Below are 20,543 nucleotides of genomic sequence, written 5' to 3'. Positions count from 1 at the left end.
CACTCCTCCTTCGGTCCGTCCCGTCCCTCAGTCGTCGGCCCGAGCGCTCACGCCGCTCACGGCTCGTTTCACTCGCCGTTCGCCTTCGAGGCGCGTAGCGCCTCGCTGTTCGCGCTCGGTGAAACTCGGCGTCGCTCCGCTCCGCCGAGTACGGTACCGTCGTCGCCTATCGAAGAGGGCCCGAAGGAGAGTAGTTAGCGTTCGCTCAGTCGCCGTTCTGCTGGGCGTCCACGACCGCGACGGCCGCGAGGTTCACGATGTCCTTGACCTCGTCGCCGCGCTGGAGGACGTGGACGGGCTCGCCCATGCCGACCAGCATCGGGCCGATGGCGTCGGCGCCGCCGAGGCGCTGGAGGAGCTTGTAGCCGATGTTCCCGGCTTCGAGGTTCGGGAAGATGAGCACGTTCGCGGGGGCGTCGAGGTCGCTGAACTCGTAGGTGCCTTCGAGGATGTCCTCGACGACCGCGCTGTCGGCCTGCATCTCGCCGTCCACGGGGAACGCGACGTCGTCGTCGTCGCGGAGCATGCGCGCGGCGTCGCGGGGCTTGCGCGTGCCCTCGTTGTCCACGCTCCCGAAGTTCGAGTACGACAGCATCGCGACGCGCGGGTCGACGTTGAACCGGCGCGCGAGGTCCGCGGTGTGTTCCGCAACTTCCGCGAGCACGTCCGCGTCGGGGTCCTGGTTGACCGTGGTGTCCGCGCAGAAGATGACGCGGTTCTTGAACGTCAGCATGTAGACGCCGGCCACGTAGTCGGCGTCCGGCGCGGTACCGACGACCTGCAGCGGCGGCTTCAGCGCGGACGGGTAGTGGTGCGTGAGCCCGGTGAGCAGCGCGTCGGCGTCGCCGGCTTCGACCATCGTCGACCCGAGGTAGTTCGGGTCGCGCTTCACCAGCGACTCGGCCTCGCTGCGCGTGATGCCCTTGCGCTGGCGGAGCTCGTAGAGGCGCTCGGCGTACTCCTCGTGGTCGCCCTCGTCGGGGTCGACGATCTCGGGGTCGAAGTCCAGTCCGAGCCCGGAGACCACGCCGTCGATGGTGTCGCGGTCGCCGATGAGCACGGGTTCGGCAATCCCCTCCTCGGCCATCTGGTAGGCCGCGCGAATCATCTTCTCGTCGTCGCCCTCGCCGAGCGCGACGCGCTTGGGGTCGCTCTTGGCCTTGTTGAGGACGATGCGCATCATCTCCCGGCTCTTGCCGAGGCGTGCCTCAAGCTCCTCGCGGTACTCCTCCAAGTCGAGGTCGCGGCGCGCGACCCCGGAGTCGATGGCGGCCTCCGCGATGGTGGGCGCGACCTCGAACAGCACGCGCGGGTCCAGCGGCTTCGGGATGATGTACTCGGGGCCGAACTGGAGCGGCTGGTCGCCGTACGCCTTCACGACGGCGTCCGGCACGTCCTGTTTCGCGAGGTCCGCGAGCGCCTCCGCGCACGCGACCTTCATCTCCTCGTTGATGTCGGTCGCGCGCACGTCGAGCGCGCCCCGGAAGATGAACGGGAACCCGAGGACGTTGTTCACCTGGTTCGGGTAGTCCGAGCGCCCGGTCGCCATGATGACGGTGTCGTCGCGGGCGGCCTTCGCCTCCTCGTAGCCGATTTCGGGGTCCGGGTTCGCCATCGCGAACACGATGGGGTTGTCGGCCATCGACTGCACCATCTCCTGGCTGACGATGCCGCCGACGGAGAGGCCGACGAAGACGTCCGCTCCCTCCATGGCGTCCGCGAGGTCGCCGCCCTCGCCCTCGGGGCTGGCGAACTCCGCCTTGAACTCGTTGACGTCGCGGTCCTCGGTGATGATGCCCGAGGAGTCACACATCGTGATGTTCTCGCGCTGGACGCCCAGCGAGACGTAGAACTTCGCGGAGGCGATGGCGGACGCGCCCGCGCCGGAGAAGACGACTTCGAGGTCTTCGAGGTCCTTGCCCGCGATTTCGGCGGCGTTCAGCAGCGCCGCGCCGGAGATGATGGCGGTGCCGTGCTGGTCGTCGTGGAACACGGGGATGTCCATCTCCTCGCGGAGCCGCGTCTCGATTTCGAAGCACTCCGGCGCTTTGATGTCTTCGAGGTTGATGCCGCCGAACGTCGGCTCCATCGCCGCGACGGACTCGATGATGTCGTCGGCGCTCTCCCGGTCGAGTTCCACGTCGAAGACGTCGATGTCCGCGAACCGCTTGAACAGCACGCCCTTCCCCTCCATGACGGGCTTGGAGGCCTGCGCGCCGATGTCGCCGAGCCCGAGCACCGCAGAGCCGTTGGAGACGACGCCGACCATGTTCCCTTTCGCGGTGTACTTGAACGCGTCTTCGGGGTCGGCGTCGATGTGCCGGCACGGCGCCGCGACGCCCGGCGAGTACGCCAGTGAGAGGTCCCGCTGGGTGTTCGTCGGCTTCGTCGTCGAAATCTCTATCTTCCCGGGCGGGTCGCTGGCGTGGTAGTCCAGTGAGTCCTCGTCTAGTCCCATGTCGTCCCCTGCTCCGGCGACGGCCAAAAACCTACCCCAACGCGTCGAATGTTGTTACGTCAATCGACGAACTCCGTCGGCTGTGCGGGGACGGGATTCGAGCGGTGTTCCCAGCTCACGACGGTCGCCGCTCGACATTCCGCGCTCCTTGCTCGCGTTAACGTGCCCGCCTATTGGTCGGCCACGCTCACGCATCGCTTCGCTCCGCGTTCGCGTTAACGTGCCCTCGCTACGCTCGGGCACGCTCAATACGACACGCCTACGTACACCGACCCAAAAATTCGAGTCATGGACCGCCGCTCCTACCAACTCGCGGCCGTGACGACCGCCCTGACGTTCGCGCTCATCCTCGTCGGCGAGTACACCGCCGTCTCCGGGTCGGGCGCGACCTGCGGGCTGCAGTGGCCGGACTGCAACGGCCAACTGCTCCCGCTGGGGCTCCAGATTCACGACTTCGTCGAGCAGTTCCACCGCGGGTTCGCGATGGTCGTCGGCTTCTTCATCCTCGGCACCGGCGCCGTCTCGTGGCGCAACTTCGACCAGCGCGACGTCAAAGTCGGCGGCGTGCTCGCTGTGGTCCTGTTGCCGATTCAGGTGATTCTCGGCGGCACCACCGTCACGTTCAGCGGCCTCGTCCCGTGGGGGTACATGCCCATCACGCAGGCCGTCCACCACCTCGCCGCGCTCGCCATCTTCGGGACGCTCGTCTACACGACGCTCCGGATGCGCGAACTCGTCGGCGTCGGCCTCGGGCGCGTCCGCACCGCCGCCATCTCCGGGCTCGCGGTGCTCCCGCTCGCGCTGGTGTTCTCCCGGAACACCGTCTTCGCGGTGTACGGGACGCGCGTCCAGCTGATTCACCACGCGCTCGAACTGGTCGTGTTCACCGCCGCGCTCGCCGCGTTCGTGTGGGCGCGCCGCCACGGCGACCGCCGCGCCGCGCAGGCGATGGTCGCCACGCTCGCCGCCGTCACCGCCCAGATTCTCATCGGCACCGGCGTCGTCCAGTTCTCCGCGACTGTCCAGCTCACCTACTACGCGCTGACCGCCGTCGTCGCCGCGCTGTTCGTCCTCGCGGCCCGTTCGGCACGTTCGCCCGGCGCGGACGCCGCTGGCGCGCCGTAACGGGGCGCCGCCCCGGACGGTTGTATTTAAGTTACTCCCGCCGAATCGGTTGGGTATGTCTGAGTTCAATCGGCGGACGTTCCTGAAGAGCGTCGGCGGTACCGGCGTCGCACTGACTGTCGCCGGCTGCATGGGCGGCGGCGACGGTGACGGCGACGGCTCGACCACCACCGGCACGACGGCCAGCGGCGACACGACGACCACCGCGGACGTCACGACCCTCACGCCCGGCACGGCCTCCGGGTTCCCGCCGTTCGAGTACGTCAACGAGTCCGGCGACCTCGTCGGCTTCGACGTCGACCTGCTGTCGGCGGTCGTCGAGCAGACCGACGGCTACGAGCTCGGTAGCTGGGAGGACCTCGCGTTTGACCAGCTCATCGTCGCGCTCGACAACGGCAACATCGACGTCGCCGCAGCCGCGATGACCATCAACCCCGACCGCGACGAAACCATCGACTTCACCGACCCCTACTACGACGCCAACCAGGCGGTGCTCGTCCGCGAGGGCGGGAGCTTCCGCCCCGAGAACAAGGAGGACCTCGCCGACCGCCCCATCGGCGCGCAGGCCGGCACCACCGGCAAGGACCAGATGGACTCCCTCGTCGAGGACGGCACCATCAGCAGCTCGCAGACCAACACCTACGAGAACTACGTGCTCGCCGTTCAGGACCTCGCGAACGGTAACATCGACGCGGTCATCGTCGACACGCCGGTCGCGGAGACGTTCGTCGCGAACCGCAACGTCGTCGTCTCCTTCACCATCGAGACCGGCGAACAGTACGGCTTCGGCGTCCGCGAGAACGCCAGCGACCTCCAGAGCGCGCTCAACGAGGGCCTGCAGGCCGTCCGCGACGACGGCACGTACGCCGACCTCACCGAACAGTACTTCGCCAGCGAATAACGTCGATGGACCCGACGCAACTCGTACTGCAGGCCGGACTCGGCGACCTGGCGCTCGTCTGGTGGCAGTTCCTCGTCGACTGGGAGTCCGCGTGGCGCCGGTTCCTCGTCGACTGGGAGTTCGTCTGGCGCCAGCGGCAGTTCTTCGTCGACGGCACGTGGCTGGCGGTCAAGCTCACGTTCTTCAGCATGGTGTTGGGGTTCGTCGCCGGGCTGCCCGCGGGCGTCGTCGAAGCCTACGGCGGCAAGTACTCGAAGGGCGTCGTCCGGCCGGTCGGCGTCGTCGTCCGCGGCACGCCCATCCTCGTCATCATCTCGCTGACGTACTTCGCGTTCGGCGTCTCCCCGGCGTTCCTCGCGGCGACGCTCGCGCTCGGCGTGCGCTCGGCCGCCTACCAGAGCCAGATCTTCCGGGGCGCCATCGAGAGCGTCGAGAGCGGGCAGATGGAGGCCGCGCGCGCCGTCGGGCTGTCGAAGCTCGGCGCCATCCGCCACGTCGTCCTCCCGCAGGCGCTGCGGCGCTCCGTGCCCGGCTTCCAGAACGAGTTCACCATCGTCCTCAAGGACACCAGCATCGCGTACGCAATCGGCGTCGCGGAGCTGTTGAAGCGCAGCTACGACCTGTTCTCCATCCAGACGACCGCCGCCCTCGAAGTGTTCCTCGCGGCGTCGCTCATCTACTTCGTGTTGACGTTCACCGTCAATCGCGGCATCGAGCGACTCCACAGCCGCGTCGCGATTCCCGGAGGTAATCACTAATGTCCGACCCACTACTCGACGTCGACGACGTCTACCAGAGCTACGGCGAGGAGAGCGTCCTCGAAGGCATCACCTTCGAGATGGAACGACAGGACGTGAAAGTCCTGGTCGGCCCCTCGGGGTCGGGGAAGTCCACGATGCTGCGCTGCGTCAACCGCCTCACGGATATCGACGACGGCGACATCTGCCTCGACGGCGACTCGATCTACGACCTCGACGCCGACGAACTCCGCCGGCAGGTCGGAATGGTGTTCCAGGACTTCAACCTGTTCGCGCACCTCACCGCCATCGAGAACGTCACGCTCGGCCTCAAGCGCGTGCTCGGCCTGAGCGAACGGGAGGCCGTCGAGAAGGCCGCGTGGCAACTGGAGGAGGTCGGCCTGCGCGAGCAAGCCAACTCCTACCCCGCCGAACTCTCCGGCGGACAGAAACAGCGCGTCGGCATCGCTCGCGCGCTCGCGATGGACCCCAAGCTGATGCTGTTCGACGAGCCGACGTCGGCGCTGGACCCCGAGCTCATCGGCGAAGTCCTCGAAGTGATGCGCGACCTCGCCGACGAGGGGATGACGATGCTCGTGGTCACCCACGAGATGGGCTTCGCCAAACAGGCCGCGACGGACGTGCTGTTCCTCGACGACGGCAAGCTCGTCGAACAGGGGCCGCCCGAACAGCTCTTCGAGAACCCCGAGCACGACCGCACCGCGGCGTTCCTCAGCCGCCTCACGCAGCTCCACGGCGGCCAATGAGCCGGAGCACGCAGCGACTCGCCCGGGACGGCATCCTCGCGGCCTTCTGGCTGTGGTTCGGCGCGCGCCTGCTCAACGACTGGTTCGGCGGCGTCATCGTCCCCCGCGGCCAGCCGTTCTTCGACCCCCAGCCGGTCGCGGACGCCAGCACCGCGCTCAACGAGGTGGCGGCCGGCCTCGGCGTCGTCGGCACGCCCGTCGGTTGGGTCGCCAGCGCGCTCGGGTCCGTGTCGTTCGCGATGACGTACCTCCCGGACCTCGCGGCCGGCGCGTGGCTCACCGTCGTACTCACGACGCTCGGCATCGCGTTCGGGCTGGTGCTGGCGGTGCCGCTGGCGGCCGCCCGCGTCTACGGCCGCGTCACCCACTGGATAGCGCTGGCGTTCATCGAACTCATCCGCGGGACGCCGCTGCTCGCCCAGCTGTTCGTGCTCTACTACGCGCTCCCGCTCTCGGGGTGGATCGGCAACGTCCCGTTCGTCGGCAGCAGCATCGTCCCCCCGCAAGCGGTGTGGGTCGCCGTCATCGGATTCACCATCAACAGCGCCGCCTACCAGGCCGAGTACATCCGCGGGTCCATCGAGGGCGTCGATCCCGGTCAGTTGACGGCCGCGCGCGCGGTCGGCCTCTCCCAACTGGAGGGCATCCGCTACGTCGTCCTCCCGCAGGCGCTGCGGTTCGCGATTCCGTCGTGGACCAACGAGCTCGTCTACCTCGCGAAGTACTCCTCGCTGGCGTCGTTCATCACGGTCACGGAGCTGTTCCACGCCGTCGAGGAGGCCGCCTACGAGAACTACCGCTTCCTCGACTTGTTCCTGCTGGCGGCGGTCGTCTACGTCCTGCTCGTGCTCTCGGCGACCACGACGATGGAGTGGGTCCGCGAGCGCGTCGCGATTCCCGGCGTCGGCGGCTCCGCGGGCGGCCGCGGCCCCACCGAGTAGTCAGAAGAAGTCGTCCAGGCCCGCCTGGTCGTCGTCGCTGTCCTCGTCCTCTTGCTCGTTCTCGGATTCGTCTTCGGTCTCGCTGGCTGCGTCCTCGCCGGACTCGTCCTCGTCGAAGCTCGCGCTCGCCTCGCCCTCGAAGGCGCCGCCGGAGTGCTCGACGGCGCGCTCCGAGCGCAGCTGTTCGGCGTCTTCGACGATGGACTGGACCTTGTTCGTCGTCTCCCCGGAGCCCGTGACGAACGAGACGTGCTCGGCGTCGAGGTCGTAGGCCGCCGTCATCGCCACCGTCAGCTCGCGGTTCTTGCAGTGGTGGGTCATCGTCGCGAGGAACGGCACGACCTTGCGCCGCGCCGTCGACATGCTGGTGCCGCTGACCTCCGCGACCTTCCGCGCGACGTAGTCGCGCTTGTTCCGGGTCGCCCGCGAGGACCCGAGCTTCCGCCAGTACGACGGCGGCCCGTAGCGCGTCCAGCCGCCGTGGTCGTGCCGGCGGGACGCCGCCACGCCCGCCGCGATGTTGTCGGTGGCGTACCGCCAGTACGAGTAGTTCTGCGTCGCGCGCACCCGCCCGAGCCAGACGTCCGCGTTCGAGAGGAACTCGTAGGCGTCCGCGAGCTCGTCGCCGTAGTAGTCCTTCGGGACGTTGTCCTCCACCCAGTTGACGAGGTCGTCGGGCGTCTCGTCGACGTCGTAGGCGGCTTCGAGTGCGTCCTGCGCGCCGAGGTTCTTGATGAGGTCGTCGAGGAAGTCGAAGACGCCCTCCGTGCGGTCGCGCTCGCCCATCACCACGTCGTCGGTGGTGAGTTTCTCCTCGGTCTCCGCCAGCGCCTGCAGGTCGTTGACCGCCGACCGCAGGTCCCCGGAGTTCTGCTCGGCGATGGCTTCCAGTGCTTCCTCGTCGTACTCGATGCCCTCGCGCCGGCAGATGTCCCGCAGCACGGGGACGATAGAGCGCTTGGAGACGTCCCGGAACTCGATGTCTTGGCAGGCGTTCCGCAGGCTGTTGCTCATGTCGTAGAACTCGTTGGCGATGAGGACGATGGGCTGCGTGGACTCCTTCACGAGGTCCGTGATGGCCGCGGAGCCGCCGCGGTCGACGTTCCCGTGGAGGTTGTCCGCCTCGTCCATCACGACGAGCTTGCGGCCGCCCGTCCCGCCGCCGAGCGTCCCGGACTTCGCGGCCTCGCCGGCGACGCGCTCGACGACCGACGCGGTGCGCTGGTCCGAGGCGTTCAGCTCCACGACGTCCCAGCCCTCGTCGGCCGCCAGCGCGTGCGCCGCCGACGTCTTCCCGACGCCCGGACTCCCGTGGAGGATGACGGCCTCCCGGTGGTCCTCCCACGTGTCCGCCCACTCCCGGAGCGCGTCGCGGGCCTTGTTGTTCCCGCGGACCTCCGACAGCGACGACGGGCGGTACTTCTCCGTCCAGTCGGTCATTACCGGACGAAGGCGCGAGCCGCGTTTAGTGGTTGCGGAGAGCGTGCTCGACCGCAGGGAGAGCACGTTTTCGCGAGCGGGGAGCGAAGCGACCCGCGAGCCGCGGGGCCGACCGAAGCGAGCCCACGTTATCGCGAGCGGGGAGGAACGACCCGCGAGCCCCACTGTCGCCGCGATGCGTCGCCCGGAGTCGGACACGGCACTCGAGGATTTTCACGCGCTCGAACCGTCCTAGAGCGCGCTTAACCGCCGCCGTAGCGCGTATTTCGGCGTGCTGGGTAGAGCGATAGCCTTTCGGTCGTCGCCCCAGAACCGTGTCGCTAATGTACATCGTCATCGTCGGCGCGGGTGACATCGGCGACCCCCTCACGGAGATTGCCACGCAGGGTGGCAACGAGGTCGTGGTCATCGAGCGCGACGAGGCGCGCGCCGAGCGGGCGTCCCGGGAGTACGACTGCCTGGTCATCAACGACGACGCGACGTCGAAGGAGACGCTGGAGGACGCCGGCGCGGACCGCGCGGACGCGCTGATTTCGACGACCGATCAGGACGCCACGAACGTGATGGTGTGCCTGCTCGCGCAGGAGCTGGAAGTGCCGGACGTCGTGTCGGTCGTGCACAACCCCGAGCACATGAACCTCTTCCGGCAGATCGGCGTGAACACGATGCAGAACCCCCAGCACCTCATCGCGGAGTACCTCTACCGGGCGGTCAAGCGCCCGTCCATCGTGGACTTCATGCGCATCGGCGAGGAGGCCGAGGTGTTCGAGATTACGGTCGAACGGGACGCCCCGATTACGGGGAAGACGCTGCGGGAGGCCGACGAGGAGGGGCTGCTCGAGGGCGAGTTGCTCGTGGTCGCCATCGAGCGCGACGGCGAGGGCGAGCCGATTACGCCCCGCGGGAACACCCGCATCGAGGCCGGCGACCTGCTCACGGTCTACTCCAGCAAGGGCGCGACGCCCGAGGTGACCGACGTCTTCGGGCACACCGAAGACCGCTCGTAGCATGCCCCGGAACAACGGCGGTCTGCTCCCGACCGACCTCCGAATCATCGCGCGAGACGTCGGGTCGCTGGTGTTGATGGAGGCGGGCCTGATGGTGCTCACGTCGCTGGTCGCGCTCGCGTTCCGGGAGTTCCACGCCGCGCTCGCCATCTTTCTCGCGGCGGGCGTGACCGCCGGCGTCGGCGGCGCGGCGAACCGCGCGTTCGCCGACGCGCCCGACCCGAAGATGAAACACGGGATGGTCATCGCCGCCGGCGGGTGGCTGATGGTCGCGGCGTTCGGCGGCCTCCCGTTCTTCCTGACGGCGTGGCTGACCCCGCCCGCCGCCATGGAGGCGTTCGTCCCCGCGGCCGCGGACACGAGCGCGTGGGAGCCGATTCGCGTCGCCGGCACGACGACGCTGTCCAGCCTCGCGTACTTCCGGGACCCGTTGCACGCGTTCTTCGAGAGCATGAGCGGGTGGACGGGCAGCGGGCTGACGATGGCGATTCACGAGCCGTCGCTGCCCCGGGCGCTCCAGTGGTGGCGGTCGTTCATCCAGTGGGTCGGCGGCGTCGGCGTCATCGTCCTCACCGTCTCGATTCTCTCCCGGCCCGGTAGCGGCAGTTACGCGCTCTACCAGAGCGAGGCCCGCGAGGAGAAGATTCACCCGAGCGTCGTCTCCACGGTCCGCACGGTCTGGAAGCTCGTCGTCGGGTACACCGTCCTCGCGTTCGCCCTGCTGTTCGGCGCGATTCACTACAGCGACAGCGAGTACGCCCGGTCGCTGGAACTCTGGGAGGTCGCGTGGCAGGCGCTCAACCACGCGATGACCGGGCTCACCACGGGCGGGTTCTCCGTGACGGATAACTCCATCGCGACGTACAACTCGCCGCTCGTCGAGACGGTCCTGCTCCCCATCATGATTCTGGGCGCCATCGCGTTCCCGGTCCACTACGTCGTGCTCAAGGACCGGAAGGTCGGCGAACTCGTCGCGGACCTCCAGACGCGCTGGCTGTTCGTCCTGCTGGCGCTCGGCGTCGCGGTGCTCTCCGCGCAGAACGTCCTGTCGGTGCCCTCGACGTCGGGCGCGTTCGCGACGCAGTCGTTCCTCCCGTTCTCGGTGCCGAGCCTCGACCCCGCCCAGCTCGACGCCATCCGCGACTCGACGTTCCAGTGGGTGAGCGCGCTGAGCTGCACGGGGTTCCAGTCCGCGCCCATCGGCCGCTGGCTCGCGGGCGCGAAAGTGATGGTCGTCGGCGCGATGGTGCTGGGCGGCGCCGCCGGGTCGACGGTCGGCGGCATCAAGATAATCCGCGGGTACACCATCGCGCGCGGCATCGTCTGGCAGTTCTCCCGCGTGTTCCTGCCGAAGAACGCCGTCGTCACCGCGCGCATCGGCGACCGCCTGCTCGACCGCGAGTCCATGGAGCGGGAGTTCAGCGAGGCCGCCATCGTCAGCCTGCTGTGGCTGCTCGTGCTCGCCGCCACCAGCGTCGTCCTCGTGAACCTCGCCGGCCCCGAGTTCGGGTACGCCGACGCGCTCTTCGAGGTCGCCAGCGCGCAGGGGAACGTCGGCCTCTCCTCGGGCATCACGGGACCGACGATGTCGCCGCTGGCGGAAGCGATGTTCACGCTCAACATGTGGGTCGGCCGCCTCGAAATCATCCCCGTGCTCGTGTTCGCTCGCGCCGCCATCTCCGGGCTGAACCCGTAGCCCGGCACGGGCCGCCGCACTCGGGGCGCGCGACTGACTCTCCGGCGACCCCGAACCGGAACCGGCGAAAACGACGGGAAATTCTGCGCTTCCGTCCACTCACTAATAAGGGATGTATGGAAAAGAGACGTTCTTATACGCTCCAGTAGCTAGGCGTCCGTATGAACGGGCGCGAAACCGACGGTGAACCGCTGCTCGCACACGTCCTCGTCCCGGTGGCCAACGAGGACGACGCGGCAGCCACCGCGACCGCACTCGAACCGTACGACCCCGGACAGGTGACCGCGCTGCACGTCGTCGAGAAGGGCGACGGCGTCCCGGACAAGACGCCGGTCGAACAGTCCGAACAGGTGGCGGCCGACGCGTTCGCCGCGGTCCGCGCCGTCTTCCCGGACGCCGACGACCACACCGCCTACGCCCGCGACGTCGTCGGCGCCATCTTCGACGCCGCCGACGAGGTCGACGCGTCCGCCGTCGCGTACCGCTCCCGCGGCGGCAACCGCCTCGTGCAGTTCCTGTCGGGCGACCACTCGCTGAAGCTCGTCACGCAGGCCGACCGCCCCGTAATCGCGCTGCCGCGAACCGACACAGACGAATGAGCGACGACGAACTCGCGAAAGACCTCGGGCTGGTCTCCGCGATGACCATCGGCATCGGGACGATGATCGGCGCCGGCATCTTCGTGCTCCCGGGCGTCGCGGCGAACGCCGCCGGCCCCATCGTCGTCGTCTCGTTCGTCGTCGGCGGCGTCATCGCGATGGTGAACGCGCTCTCCGTCTCCGAACTCGGCACCGCGATGCCGAAGGCCGGCGGCGGCTACTACTACATCAACAAGGCGCTCGGCCCGATGTTCGGCTCCATCGCCGGCATGGGCGACTGGATGGGGCTGGCGTTCGCCTCCGCGTTCTACTGCATCGGCTTCGGCCAGTACCTCGCCGTCTTCGTCGGCCTCCCCGCCGTCGCGTTCCTCAACCCGATTCAGGTCGGCGCGCTGGTCGCCGGCTTCCTCTTCGTCGGCGTCAACTACATCGGCGCCAAGGAGACCGGCGGCATCCAGACGGTCATCGTCTTCACGCTCCTCTCGATTCTGACCGTCTTCGCGCTCGCGGGCTTCACCACCTTCGACTACGCCACGCTCGTCAGCGAGGGCGGGCTCGCGCCGTACGGCACCGGCGCCATCCTGCCCGCGACCGCGCTCGTGTTCGTCTCCTTCCTCGGGTACGCGAAAATCGCGACCGTCGCCGAGGAACTCAAGAACCCCGGTCGGAACCTCCCCATCGCGATTCTCGGCAGCGTCGGCATCGTCACCGTCGTCTACGCGATTCTGGTGTCCATCATGCTCGGCGTCGTCCCGTGGCCGGAACTCAGCCAGGACGCGCCCGTCGCGCAAGCCGCCGAAATCGCGTTCCCGGCGTCCATCGGCCCGGTCAGCGGCGTCGCAGCAGCCGCAGCCGCCGTCATGACCGTCGGCGCGCTGCTGGCGACCGCGTCGTCGGCGAACGCCTCGATTCTGGCGTCCGCGCGCATCAACTTCGCGATGGGCCGCGACAGAATCGTCACCAACTGGCTCAACGAGATTCACCCCAGCTACGCGACGCCGTACCGCTCGATTCTCGTCACCGGCGGCCTCATCGTCGTGTTCATCGCGGCGCTCGGCCAGGACATCGAGGTGCTGTCGAAGGCCGCCAGCGTCCTCCACCTCATCGTGTACGCGCTGATGAACGTCGCGCTCATCGTCTTCCGGGAGGCCGACGTCCCCGAGTACGACCCCGACTTCACCGTGCCGTTCTACCCCGTGACGCCGATCCTCGGCGCGGCGCTGTCGCTGGGCCTCGTGGCGTTCATGGACGCCCGAGAGATCGCGCTGGCGGCGGCGTTCGTCGCCGCGGCGCTGGCGTGGTACTTCCTGTACGCGCGCAGCGAGACGACCGAGCGGGGCGTGCTCTCGAACTACATCCGGCGCCGCGAGGACGACCTCCCCGACCAGGTCGTCGAGGCCGCCGACTCCGTCGCGCCGACTGGCGAGGAGGGACCGACGGTCATGGTCGCACTGTCGAACCCGCGCACGGAGAGCGCGCTCATCACGCTCGCGGGCGCGCTCGCCGAACACGAGGGCGGCCGCGTCCTCGCCACGCACGTCGTCACCGTGCCCGACCAGACGTCGCTGGAGACCGCCGCCGAGCGCCGCGCGGAGCTGGACGCCACCTCCGCAGAGCTGCTCTCAGCGGCGAAAGCGGACGCGGAGGCGTTCGACGTCCCCATCGAGACGCAGACGATTCTCTCCCACCGCGGCATCGAGGAGGTGTTCGACGCCGCGCGGTCCAACGACGCCGACGCGGTCGTGATGGGGTACGGCGGCGCCCAGCTCGCGGGCGGCCGCGCCGAGGGCGCGCTCGACGAACTCACCCACGACCTGCCCTGTGACTTCCTCGTGTTCGACGGCCAGGAGTTCGACCTCTCGGACGTCCTCGTGCCGACTGCGGGCGGCCCGTCTTCGGACCTCTCCGCGGAGGTCGCGCGCGCCCTCCGGGAGACCGTCGGCGTTGACGTCTCGCTGCTACACGTCGTCGACGAGGGCGGGGCGGACGCCGGCCGCGAGTTCCTCGCGGACTGGGCGGCGAGCCACCAGCTCGAAGACGCGGACCTCCGCGTCGAGGTCGGCGGCGTCGAGGAGACGATCAGCGAACTCGCTCCCGCGTACAGCCTGGTCGTCGTCGGCGCGACCGAGCGCGGCCTGCTGTCGCGCATCGTCCGCGGGTCGCTGGCGTTCGACACCATCGAGCGCTTGGAGACGCCGGTCCTGTTGACCGAGCGCCCGTCCGCGCGCTCCCTCCGGGAGCGGCTGTTCGGTCGGTGGTAGCGCCGCTACCGCACGAACTCCGGCGGGCGAGTCGCCACAAAGGCTTTTTACTCCACGGCGAGCATCACAACCATGTCCGAACCCGCTACCCGAACCTCCCGCGGCACCCAGCTCGGCGTCGGTGCCGTCGCCGGCGTCGTCACGTACGTCCTCGGCTACCTCGTCACGTACCTCTGGCAGTCGTCGAACGTCCAGGACCAACTCGAGGGCTTCAACGTCATCGCGGAGTTCCTCGGCGGCGACCCGATTCCGACGTGGAAGGCCGTCGGCTGGCTGTTCTACAACGCCCACGGCGTCGGCTTCACGGTCCCGTCGCTCGGCGGTCAGACCACGCGGAACCTCGTCGCCGGCGGCGAGGCGTCGATGCTGCTGTACCTCGTGCCCGCGGTCGCGGTCGTGCTCGGCGGCTTCGTGCTCGCGCGGTACGCGAACGCGGCGGACGCCTCCGCCGGCGCGCAGGCCGGCGCGACGGTCGTCGCCGGCTACGCGGTGCTGGCGGTCGTCGGCCTGTTCGTCTTCGAGTACGCCGCGGGCGGGAGCGCGATTCACCCCGAGTACGCGCTCGGCGTGCTGCTAGCGGGCGTCGTTTACCCCGTGGTCCTCGGCGCCGTCGGCGGCGTGCTCGGCGCCGTCACCGCCACCTAGAGGTCGCGGGCGACCATCTCGCCCCAGTGCTGGAAGCCGTGTCGCTCGTAGAACGCCTTCGCGCGCTCGTTCTGCCGGTCCACGTCTAACACCAGCCGGTCCAGCGGCAGCGACTGCTCGCGCGCGACGCCGAGCGCGGCGTCCATCAGGTCGTCCGCGACGCCCGTCCCGCGGAACTCGGGGGCGACGTAAATCTCGTTGAGGACGGCGGCGTCCCAGACGAACGCCATCGACTCGGGGAGCACGAACACGTAGCCCGCGAGCCCGTCGTCGCTCTCGGCGACCTGGACGCACCGCTCGTTCTCGGCGACGCAGCGGCCCACCCACGCCAGCCACTCGCGGCGGTAGTCGTCGTCGAGTTTCGCCTCGTAGGCGGCCTGCTTGGCGTCGTCGCCGGTCCCTTCGCCGAGTCCGGTCTCGAAGCCCCGTTTCAGTTCCCAGAGGGCGTCGCTGTCCGCGTCCGCGTACGGTCTGACCATACCTCGGCTTGGACTGTCGCGGCGTTAGCGTTTGGCTTCTCGGAACCGCCCGACGACGCCCGCGATTGCGGTGAGCACGACGACCAACTGGAGGCCCGAGGAGACGACGGGGAACACGCGCTCGGCGCCCGCGGGGTCGCTGCCGCGCTCCAAGTCCACACCCGTGTAGTAGTGGGTGTTCTCGGTCGTCCCGCCGACGCTGCTGCCGTCCGGCCCGAGGTCCACGAACGTCTGGACGACCCCCTCCGCGCTGGAGAGCTCTATCGACCCCGCGAACGTGTAGAAGCGGTCGTGGACGGGGTAGAGGAGGTTCACGCCGTTGGTCATCAGGTCCGGGAGGACGCCGCCGAACAGGAGCGCGAGCACGCCCACGGCGGCGACGTGCGGCCCGTTCCGGCCGAACCGCCCGTGCAGCCACGACTCCGCGCGGCGCGTATCCCAGTAGACGAGCGCGCCCAGCACGGCGGGCAACAGCGCCGTGTGCAGGAGCGCGCGGTGGCCGCCGGCTATCCAGACGCCGATGAACGTGTCCACGTCCGGGAGCGCGGCGAACGCGCAGACGGCGGCGAGCATCCTCGCGTCGAACTCCCGCAGGAGCGCCGTCGCCACCAGCGCGCCGAACGCCACGTGGACGACCGTCGAAGGCATACGCGTGTGACTGTCTCACGAGAAGATGGCTCTTTCTCTTCGGCAGGTGTCGAAGTTCTCCGGCAGGCTTTTTGGCGGCGACCCCCGACGTTCGGCCATGACCGACGACCCGCGCGCGGACCTCGCGGAGCGCATCGCCGGCGACATCACGCTCAGCGACGACCCTGGCGCCACGCTCCGGAAGTGGCGCACCGACTTCGACGTCTCCCAGACCGCCCTCGCCGAGGAGCTCGACGTTTCGTCGTCTGTCGTCTCCGACTACGAGAGCGGGCGCCGCTCCAGCCCCGGCATCGCGCTCGTCACGCGCGTCGTCGAGGCGCTGCTGGACATCGACGAGCGCCGCGGCGGCGACCACATCCGCCAGTACGGCCGCGTCCTCTCCGCGGGCTTCGACAGCGACGTCGTCCTCGACCTCCAGGAGTACCCGACCGCGCTCCCCGCCAGCGACCTCTACGACGCCGTCGGCGCCACCGAAGTCGTCTCCGGCGACCGCGACACCGTCACCGGCCACACCGTCATCGACTCCATCGAGGCCATCCGCCGCCTGCGCTCCGACGAGTTCTACCGGCTGTACGGCCAGTCCACGAGCCGCGTGCTCTCCTTTACGAACGTCTCCCGCGGCGAGAGCCCGCTGGTCGCGCTGCGCGTCGTCAACCCCACGCCGAACGCCGTCCTCCTCCACGGCCTCTCTGAGGACGACCTCTGGGAGCACGCGCCCGCGCTCGCCCAGCGCGACGGCTACGCGCTCGCCGTCACGGAGATGGACATCGAGGAGATGCTCACCGCGCTCCGCGAACACGCATGAGGACCGCGCTCGCGTCGCTGCTGGTCGGTGCTGTCGTCTTCGGCGTCGTCGCCGTCGGCGTCACCGCGCTCCTGAGCGAGATAATCTGGCCGTCGGCGGTTCTGGGCGTGCCGGCGGGCGTGCTCGCCGGCGCGCTCGCGGCCGTCGGCACCGCGCTCGCGCTCGAAGACCGCTGACTACTCGACGTACGTGTACTGGCGCTCGTTCATCGGGCCCCAGCCGTCGAAGACGAACTCGCTGTCCGGCTGCGTGAACGGCTCCAGCTCGACGCTCTTCTCGTGGTTGTGCCGGTCGTGAATCTGCTCGTACTCCGAGAAAGAGAGGTCGTAGCGGCGCTCGACCTGCTCGTCGACGTTCAGCTCCGCGAGCTCGTCCTCGAAGCCGGGCTGGACGGTCTCCTCGTGAATCTCGGCCTGCGCGCCGGAGCCGTACGACGCCACCAGTAGCTTCTGCCCGGCGAGGTCCCGGCCTTCTTCGACGGCGTGCTTGAGCGCGCTGACGCGCGCGATGTGCACCGAGCCCGTGTACCAGTTCCCGACCTGACTGGAGATGGAGAGCGTCGGGTCGATGGCCTCCCCGTACCACTCGCGGTACGCGTCGGTCTCCTTGAGGTCGTCCACGTAGTCGCTCATCGCTTCCTCGAACGCCTCGCGGGAGTCGAAGTCGTCGCGGCGCGGCTGCCGACCGATGTCGTCGGCGAGTTCGTCCTCGACATCCGTCCCGCGAATCATGTGCCGATACCCGAGTACCGCGGCCTTCCGCACCATGCCGGGGAACGGCGTGTGGAACGGGATGAACGCGTAGTCGTCGGGGTGGGTGTCGCCCGCCGCGCGCTCGAAGTCCTCGAGGGCTTCGCGCATCCGCGCGAGGTACACCTGCACCGAGCGCTTGCCGTCCACGCTCGGGAACTGCTGGTTCGGCTTCAGGAAGTCCGTCTCGTCCGCGGAGCCGTACCCCTGCTCGGTGGAGAGTTCCACGAGGTCCGGGTCTTCGGTGATGTACATCGCGACGGCGCCCGCGCCCTGCGTCGCCTCACCCGAGGAGTCCCGGGCGTACAGCGCGGTGTCGGTCGCGATGACGAGCGCGCCGCGGCCGCGGTTCCGCCCCGCGAGAATCCAGTTCACCGCGTCGTCGAGGCTCTGCGTCCCCGCGATGCACGCGAACTTCCGCTCGCCCTTGTTCGCGTGGTGGAAGTCCCCGTCGTAGACCTGTTCGAGACAGCCCGCGATGTACGTCGACACCGGCTTCGAGTTGTCGAACGACGACTCCGTCGCGACGTCGATGCGCCCCACGTCCTCGGGTTCGAGACCCTTGCGCTCCATCAGGCGGTGGGCGGCGTTCGCGCCCATCGTCACGATGTCCTCGTAGGCGTCCGGGAACGACGACGAGAACAGCCCCAGCCCCTTCGTGTACTTCTCGGGGTCGTCGCCCTGCTCGGGCGCGAACGTCTCCGCGAGGTCGAGTTTCAGTCGTCCCGTTCGCACTTCGATGGCGTCGATGCCGACGCTGGTCATGCGCTCGTCTACGCGAAACGGTCATATGGGTTTGTCGATGGGGGTTTCGACGCGCGTCGTAAGCTATGCTTCTTGGAAGTAGTACGTCACGTCGCCCCGGTTCTCGAACTGCATCGTCACGGAGACGTCCCAGTCGTCGCCCGACGCGACGCGAGTCAGTCCGCTGAAGTCGTACTCGGTATGAGTGTTCGAGTTGGGGCTCGACTTCGAGCCGAAGTCCCGGAGGGAGACCGTCGCCGTTTCGCCGCCCTCTGAAGTCGACAACACGGCGTTTTGGGTGAAGTCGATACCCGTAGTACCGTCGGCCTGGTACGCGTCTTGAGCCCTCGTCTGGTCGGTGGCGTACCCGACCGAATCACCGCCGAACACCTCGACTTCCCGACCGCCGGCATTGTAGAGGTACTCGGTGTCACTCGACGCGCTCTCCAGGACGACGGCCGCCACGCGTGCGAACTGTGAACCGACGTTCCGGATGTCGAACTGAACGCCGCTCTGGGACTCCATGGTCGTCAATCCGCCCTCGTACTCGACGTTATTGATGGTCGAAGGCGGACCGGCGCTATCACCGCCGCTCGGAGCCCGCGGCGTCAATACGCTGGTCGGAATCTCCTGCTTAGTGATTCCCGGCCCCTCCCACGACGCCGTCAACTCCTGCCCGCCGCCCGCCTCGAAGTACGTTACGGTGACGTTGTGACGCCCCTCCGAGAGCGTCACCGTCCCGGACTGCTCTTGGGGCGGGTGCTCGCCGGGGTTGTCTACGACCCGGTTCCCGTCGATGAACAGCCGACTCCCGTCGTCCGAGTTCGTGTAGAACGTGTAGGACCCAGTCTCCGACACGTCGATGTAAGCGGTGAACTGGTACCCGAAGTTGTCCGCGCGCCGGTCGGCAGCGTCGATGTCGAACGTCCCGATCGTGCCCGTCTCCACCGGTGTCTGGGTATCGAAGTTGGGCATGCCACCGCCGCCGTAGTCTCCCTCGTAGTACCGGTAGTAGACCCCCTGCTCTTCCGGTCCGGTGTCGCTCACGTTGAGCGTGAACACGTCCTCGGTGTTTGCCCCGGTCGCGTAGACTTTCACCGACCCGGTGTTGCTGACCGTCGCTGTCGTGCTAGCGGTTCCCGTCGAATCGGAGTAACCCGGGTTCGGATTCAGGTTCGTCACCACCCCCGTTCCGTTCGTCGCGAAACTCGTACTCGCGAACTGCCGGCCATCGCCGTAGTCTGCAAATAGCTCGATGTCTCGGGGGTTACTGAGGCCGCCGCGCCACTCACAGCGGTCCCCATCACAGTTGACGTTCGGGTTCGTCGACTGAATGCGGGCTGTATCCCAAGCCAGCGTGGTGCTCCCAGTTCCGTTCCCGGGCCCGACGGAGCGCGCACTCCCCTCGAAAACGACCTCGTATTCGTCGCCGCTTCCGTCAATCGTCGCGCGGAAGTCCTGATTCCCGCCGGTGTACGTGAACGTGGCTGTCCCGTCCTCGGAGACGAACGTGGTGTTGGACTCCTCGACTGCCGACGTGTTTAGTGAGACTTCCACGCCGCCCTCCACCGGATTGTTGAATGCGTCACGGGCGACAACTGTGAACGTCTCGCCGCTCTGTACGGTCCTGTCGTCTCGGGGCGTCGTGAGATACCGCGCTCCCGGCTCGGTCGTCCCAGTTCCCACGCCGACTTTCGCGGTGCGGAGCGTGTACTCGCCGGTGAGCGTCACGTTCACCGTGTTCGGCGTCGGCCCCGGACTCACGTTGGCGGCGCTCAGGCTCGTGCGGCTCGCGAGCGTCCCCGGGGACACCCGCGTCGGCACCGTCAGCGTCATCGTAGTTCCGGAGTCGGGCTCGACGGGAATCGACTGATAGGGCGCGCTCAGCGCCGCCGGTTCGACACTCACTGAACTCGCTCGGGTCGTCGAGAGCGAGCCGTTCAGCGCGACGAGCGTAATCGTCTTCGAGTCCTCGTTGACGAGCAGCTGGTCCGACAGCGGGACCGCGGGCTCGCCGTCGCTGTTCGGATAGTAGTTCGAGAGTATCGAGGACTCGTAGAGGAGGGTCGGCGCGTTGTCGTACTCGTTGTAGTCGGGCTCGTAGGACAGCGTCTTCGTCTGCGAGCGCCACGCGTCGCTCCGGCTCTCGAAGAAGTCGTCCGTCTCGGGGTTGCTCGCCGCGACGTTCGTGAGCCGTAGCTCCTCGGCGTCGCTCGTGCTGAGCGTCCCCGTCGCCGGCGGCGGGTTCATCAGAAAGACCCGGGAGGGGTACTGGGTGCCCAGCGTCACCGACGCGGGCTGGGTCGTCCCGGTCGCCGCCGACCGCAGAATCCCGTTCCGCACGTCGGTCAGCTGGTTCTGCGTGGTCTGGCTGTGCTGGTACTCGACGTCGGCGTTCTGCGAGGGGACGACCGTCGCCTGGTAGATGGAGAGCGCGATGACGAGCGTGGCGAACAGCAGTATCGCCCCGACTTGGACGGACTGCGCTCGGTCGTCCCCTCGCCAGTTCATGCCTGCCGAAAGGGCGCCACGCGTTAAAAA

The 20,543-nt window shown here is 68.4% G+C and carries 18 protein-coding genes; 12 read left to right on the top strand and 6 right to left on the bottom strand.

Going from position 1 to position 20,543, the window contains the following annotated elements:
• Positions 1 to 205: 205 nt before the first annotated feature.
• On the bottom strand, positions 206 to 2,458 hold the full coding sequence (locus HHUB_RS09355) for an NADP-dependent malic enzyme (RefSeq protein ID WP_059057353.1): 2,253 nt from the start codon (positions 2,456 to 2,458) through the stop codon (positions 206 to 208).
• A 288-nt stretch (positions 2,459 to 2,746) separates the two neighbouring features.
• On the opposite strand from HHUB_RS09355, the gene HHUB_RS09350 reads away from it, so the two are divergent.
• The 5 genes from HHUB_RS09350 to HHUB_RS09330 are packed head-to-tail and all read left to right on the top strand — an operon-like array spanning position 2,747 to position 6,929.
• Positions 2,747 to 3,583: a COX15/CtaA family protein gene (locus HHUB_RS09350; protein ID WP_059057352.1), complete on the top strand. Its 837-nt coding sequence runs from the start codon at positions 2,747 to 2,749 to the stop codon at positions 3,581 to 3,583.
• A 55-nt stretch (positions 3,584 to 3,638) separates the two neighbouring features.
• Positions 3,639 to 4,484 (top strand): transporter substrate-binding domain-containing protein, encoded by an 846-nt coding sequence (locus HHUB_RS09345; protein WP_059057351.1) that lies wholly within the window; start codon positions 3,639 to 3,641, stop codon positions 4,482 to 4,484.
• A 5-nt stretch (positions 4,485 to 4,489) separates the two neighbouring features.
• Complete coding sequence (locus HHUB_RS09340; protein ID WP_082687220.1) at positions 4,490 to 5,242, top strand: amino acid ABC transporter permease; 753 nt, start codon at positions 4,490 to 4,492, stop codon at positions 5,240 to 5,242.
• Complete coding sequence (locus HHUB_RS09335; RefSeq protein ID WP_059057350.1) at positions 5,242 to 5,988, top strand: amino acid ABC transporter ATP-binding protein; 747 nt, start codon at positions 5,242 to 5,244, stop codon at positions 5,986 to 5,988. The genes HHUB_RS09340 and HHUB_RS09335 overlap by 1 nt, the downstream gene beginning before the upstream one ends.
• Complete coding sequence (locus HHUB_RS09330) at positions 5,985 to 6,929, top strand: amino acid ABC transporter permease (protein WP_059057349.1); 945 nt, start codon at positions 5,985 to 5,987, stop codon at positions 6,927 to 6,929. Before HHUB_RS09335 ends, HHUB_RS09330 begins: the two co-directional genes overlap by 4 nt.
• Here the strand turns inward: HHUB_RS09330 and HHUB_RS09325 are convergent, their stop codons facing one another.
• Complete coding sequence (locus HHUB_RS09325) at positions 6,930 to 8,369, bottom strand: replication factor C large subunit (protein ID WP_059057348.1); 1,440 nt, start codon at positions 8,367 to 8,369, stop codon at positions 6,930 to 6,932.
• Positions 8,370 to 8,692: 323 nt separating this feature from the next.
• On the opposite strand from HHUB_RS09325, the gene HHUB_RS09320 reads away from it, so the two are divergent.
• From HHUB_RS09320 to HHUB_RS09300, 5 genes are all read left to right on the top strand, one after another.
• A complete protein-coding gene (locus tag HHUB_RS09320; protein ID WP_059057347.1) occupies positions 8,693 to 9,376 on the top strand; it encodes a potassium channel family protein in 684 nt (227 codons plus the stop codon).
• A gap of 1 nt (position 9,377) precedes the next feature.
• Entirely contained in the window at positions 9,378 to 11,072 is a 1,695-nt protein-coding gene (locus HHUB_RS09315; RefSeq protein ID WP_059057346.1) for a potassium transporter TrkG, read from the top strand.
• 161 nt (positions 11,073 to 11,233) lie between these two features.
• Positions 11,234 to 11,671, top strand: coding sequence for a universal stress protein (locus HHUB_RS09310; protein WP_059057345.1), 438 nt, complete (start codon positions 11,234 to 11,236; stop codon positions 11,669 to 11,671).
• Positions 11,668 to 13,932 (top strand): amino acid permease, encoded by a 2,265-nt coding sequence (locus tag HHUB_RS09305; RefSeq protein WP_059057344.1) that lies wholly within the window; start codon positions 11,668 to 11,670, stop codon positions 13,930 to 13,932. The genes HHUB_RS09310 and HHUB_RS09305 overlap by 4 nt, the downstream gene beginning before the upstream one ends.
• Before the next feature lie 72 nt (positions 13,933 to 14,004).
• Entirely contained in the window at positions 14,005 to 14,577 is a 573-nt protein-coding gene (locus HHUB_RS09300) for a hypothetical protein (RefSeq protein ID WP_059057343.1), read from the top strand.
• Here the strand turns inward: HHUB_RS09300 and HHUB_RS09295 are convergent.
• A complete protein-coding gene (locus tag HHUB_RS09295) occupies positions 14,574 to 15,056 on the bottom strand; it encodes a GNAT family N-acetyltransferase (protein ID WP_059057342.1) in 483 nt (160 codons plus the stop codon). The two genes, HHUB_RS09300 and HHUB_RS09295, sit on opposite strands and share 4 nt — an antisense overlap.
• Positions 15,057 to 15,080: 24 nt before the next feature.
• Complete coding sequence (locus HHUB_RS09290) at positions 15,081 to 15,704, bottom strand: metal-dependent hydrolase (RefSeq protein ID WP_059057341.1); 624 nt, start codon at positions 15,702 to 15,704, stop codon at positions 15,081 to 15,083.
• A 97-nt stretch (positions 15,705 to 15,801) separates the two neighbouring features.
• Here HHUB_RS09290 and HHUB_RS09285 point away from each other — a divergent pair, with 97 nt between their 5' ends.
• Positions 15,802 to 16,509, top strand: coding sequence for a helix-turn-helix domain-containing protein (locus tag HHUB_RS09285; RefSeq protein WP_059057340.1), 708 nt, complete (start codon positions 15,802 to 15,804; stop codon positions 16,507 to 16,509).
• Positions 16,506 to 16,685, top strand: coding sequence for a hypothetical protein (locus tag HHUB_RS09280; RefSeq protein ID WP_059057339.1), 180 nt, complete (start codon positions 16,506 to 16,508; stop codon positions 16,683 to 16,685). The genes HHUB_RS09285 and HHUB_RS09280 overlap by 4 nt, the downstream gene beginning before the upstream one ends.
• Here HHUB_RS09280 and hmgB read toward each other — a convergent pair whose 3' ends face one another.
• Positions 16,686 to 18,023 (bottom strand): hydroxymethylglutaryl-CoA synthase, encoded by a 1,338-nt coding sequence (hmgB, locus tag HHUB_RS09275; protein WP_059057338.1) that lies wholly within the window; start codon positions 18,021 to 18,023, stop codon positions 16,686 to 16,688.
• A gap of 63 nt (positions 18,024 to 18,086) precedes the next feature.
• The gene (locus HHUB_RS09270; protein ID WP_059057337.1) at positions 18,087 to 20,513 is read right to left on the bottom strand and encodes a PA14 domain-containing protein; all 2,427 of its coding nucleotides are present in this window, start codon (positions 20,511 to 20,513) and stop codon (positions 18,087 to 18,089) included.
• Between the last annotated feature and the right edge of the window lie 30 nt (positions 20,514 to 20,543).

Source organism: Halobacterium hubeiense, from assembly GCF_001488575.1.
Taxonomy (GTDB): Archaea; Halobacteriota; Halobacteria; order Halobacteriales; family Halobacteriaceae; genus Halobacterium; species Halobacterium hubeiense.
The sequence above is the reverse complement of the archived record's forward strand: the minus strand, read 5'-3'. Positions and strand labels throughout refer to the sequence as shown.

What these genes read in the sequence shown, in the direction of transcription:
- HHUB_RS09350 (WP_059057352.1), top strand. Translation starts at nt 2,747, where the DNA reads ATGGACCGCCGCTCCTACCAACTCGCGGCCGTGACGACCGCCCTGACG.
- HHUB_RS09305 (WP_059057344.1), top strand. Translation starts at nt 11,668, where the DNA reads ATGAGCGACGACGAACTCGCGAAAGACCTCGGGCTGGTCTCCGCGATG.
- HHUB_RS09345 (WP_059057351.1), top strand. Translation starts at nt 3,639, where the DNA reads ATGTCTGAGTTCAATCGGCGGACGTTCCTGAAGAGCGTCGGCGGTACC.
- HHUB_RS09270 (WP_059057337.1), bottom strand. Translation starts at nt 20,513, where the DNA reads ATGAACTGGCGAGGGGACGACCGAGCGCAGTCCGTCCAAGTCGGGGCG.
- HHUB_RS09340 (WP_082687220.1), top strand. Translation starts at nt 4,490, where the DNA reads ATGGACCCGACGCAACTCGTACTGCAGGCCGGACTCGGCGACCTGGCG.
- HHUB_RS09335 (WP_059057350.1), top strand. Translation starts at nt 5,242, where the DNA reads ATGTCCGACCCACTACTCGACGTCGACGACGTCTACCAGAGCTACGGC.
- HHUB_RS09330 (WP_059057349.1), top strand. Translation starts at nt 5,985, where the DNA reads ATGAGCCGGAGCACGCAGCGACTCGCCCGGGACGGCATCCTCGCGGCC.
- HHUB_RS09315 (WP_059057346.1), top strand. Translation starts at nt 9,378, where the DNA reads ATGCCCCGGAACAACGGCGGTCTGCTCCCGACCGACCTCCGAATCATC.
- HHUB_RS09310 (WP_059057345.1), top strand. Translation starts at nt 11,234, where the DNA reads ATGAACGGGCGCGAAACCGACGGTGAACCGCTGCTCGCACACGTCCTC.
- HHUB_RS09325 (WP_059057348.1), bottom strand. Translation starts at nt 8,369, where the DNA reads ATGACCGACTGGACGGAGAAGTACCGCCCGTCGTCGCTGTCGGAGGTC.
- HHUB_RS09280 (WP_059057339.1), top strand. Translation starts at nt 16,506, where the DNA reads ATGAGGACCGCGCTCGCGTCGCTGCTGGTCGGTGCTGTCGTCTTCGGC.
- hmgB (WP_059057338.1), bottom strand. Translation starts at nt 18,023, where the DNA reads ATGACCAGCGTCGGCATCGACGCCATCGAAGTGCGAACGGGACGACTG.
- HHUB_RS09290 (WP_059057341.1), bottom strand. Translation starts at nt 15,704, where the DNA reads ATGCCTTCGACGGTCGTCCACGTGGCGTTCGGCGCGCTGGTGGCGACG.
- HHUB_RS09300 (WP_059057343.1), top strand. Translation starts at nt 14,005, where the DNA reads ATGTCCGAACCCGCTACCCGAACCTCCCGCGGCACCCAGCTCGGCGTC.
- HHUB_RS09320 (WP_059057347.1), top strand. Translation starts at nt 8,693, where the DNA reads ATGTACATCGTCATCGTCGGCGCGGGTGACATCGGCGACCCCCTCACG.
- HHUB_RS09355 (WP_059057353.1), bottom strand. Translation starts at nt 2,458, where the DNA reads ATGGGACTAGACGAGGACTCACTGGACTACCACGCCAGCGACCCGCCC.
- HHUB_RS09295 (WP_059057342.1), bottom strand. Translation starts at nt 15,056, where the DNA reads ATGGTCAGACCGTACGCGGACGCGGACAGCGACGCCCTCTGGGAACTG.
- HHUB_RS09285 (WP_059057340.1), top strand. Translation starts at nt 15,802, where the DNA reads ATGACCGACGACCCGCGCGCGGACCTCGCGGAGCGCATCGCCGGCGAC.